The following is a 287-nucleotide window of genomic DNA, read 5'->3' on the forward strand; positions in this document are numbered from 1 at the left end:
GGCCGTAGTGATGCATCAGGCCGGTTGTCTTGGCCACCGCCACGGCGGCCGCCTTGAAGCCGGCCACCACCGGAGAGTCCAGCAGCACCAGCTGGCTGACCAGTTCCGGCCGGCGGCAGGCGGCCATCAGGCTCAGCATGCCGCCCAGCGAATGGCCGACCAGGGCCACGGGCGCGTCGGGCCGCATGTCGTGCTCGATGAAGTGCAGCAGCTGGTCGCGCAGGCGGCGCCAGTCGCTGGTGACCGGGAAGCGTGGGTCGTGACCCAAGCGGTCCAGCGCCTCGACC

1 protein-coding gene is annotated in these 287 nt (G+C 71.4%); it reads right to left on the minus strand.

Annotated elements, in window-relative coordinates; genetic code table 11:
- On the minus strand, positions 1–287 hold a 287-nt coding region (locus ACNQ0T_RS23995; protein WP_417930471.1), incomplete at both ends, for an alpha/beta fold hydrolase.

Origin of the sequence: Enterobacter cloacae complex sp.6700776 (assembly GCF_048284255.1) — a bacterium.
Taxonomy (GTDB): domain Bacteria; phylum Pseudomonadota; class Gammaproteobacteria; order Enterobacterales; family Enterobacteriaceae; genus Enterobacter; species Enterobacter intestinihominis.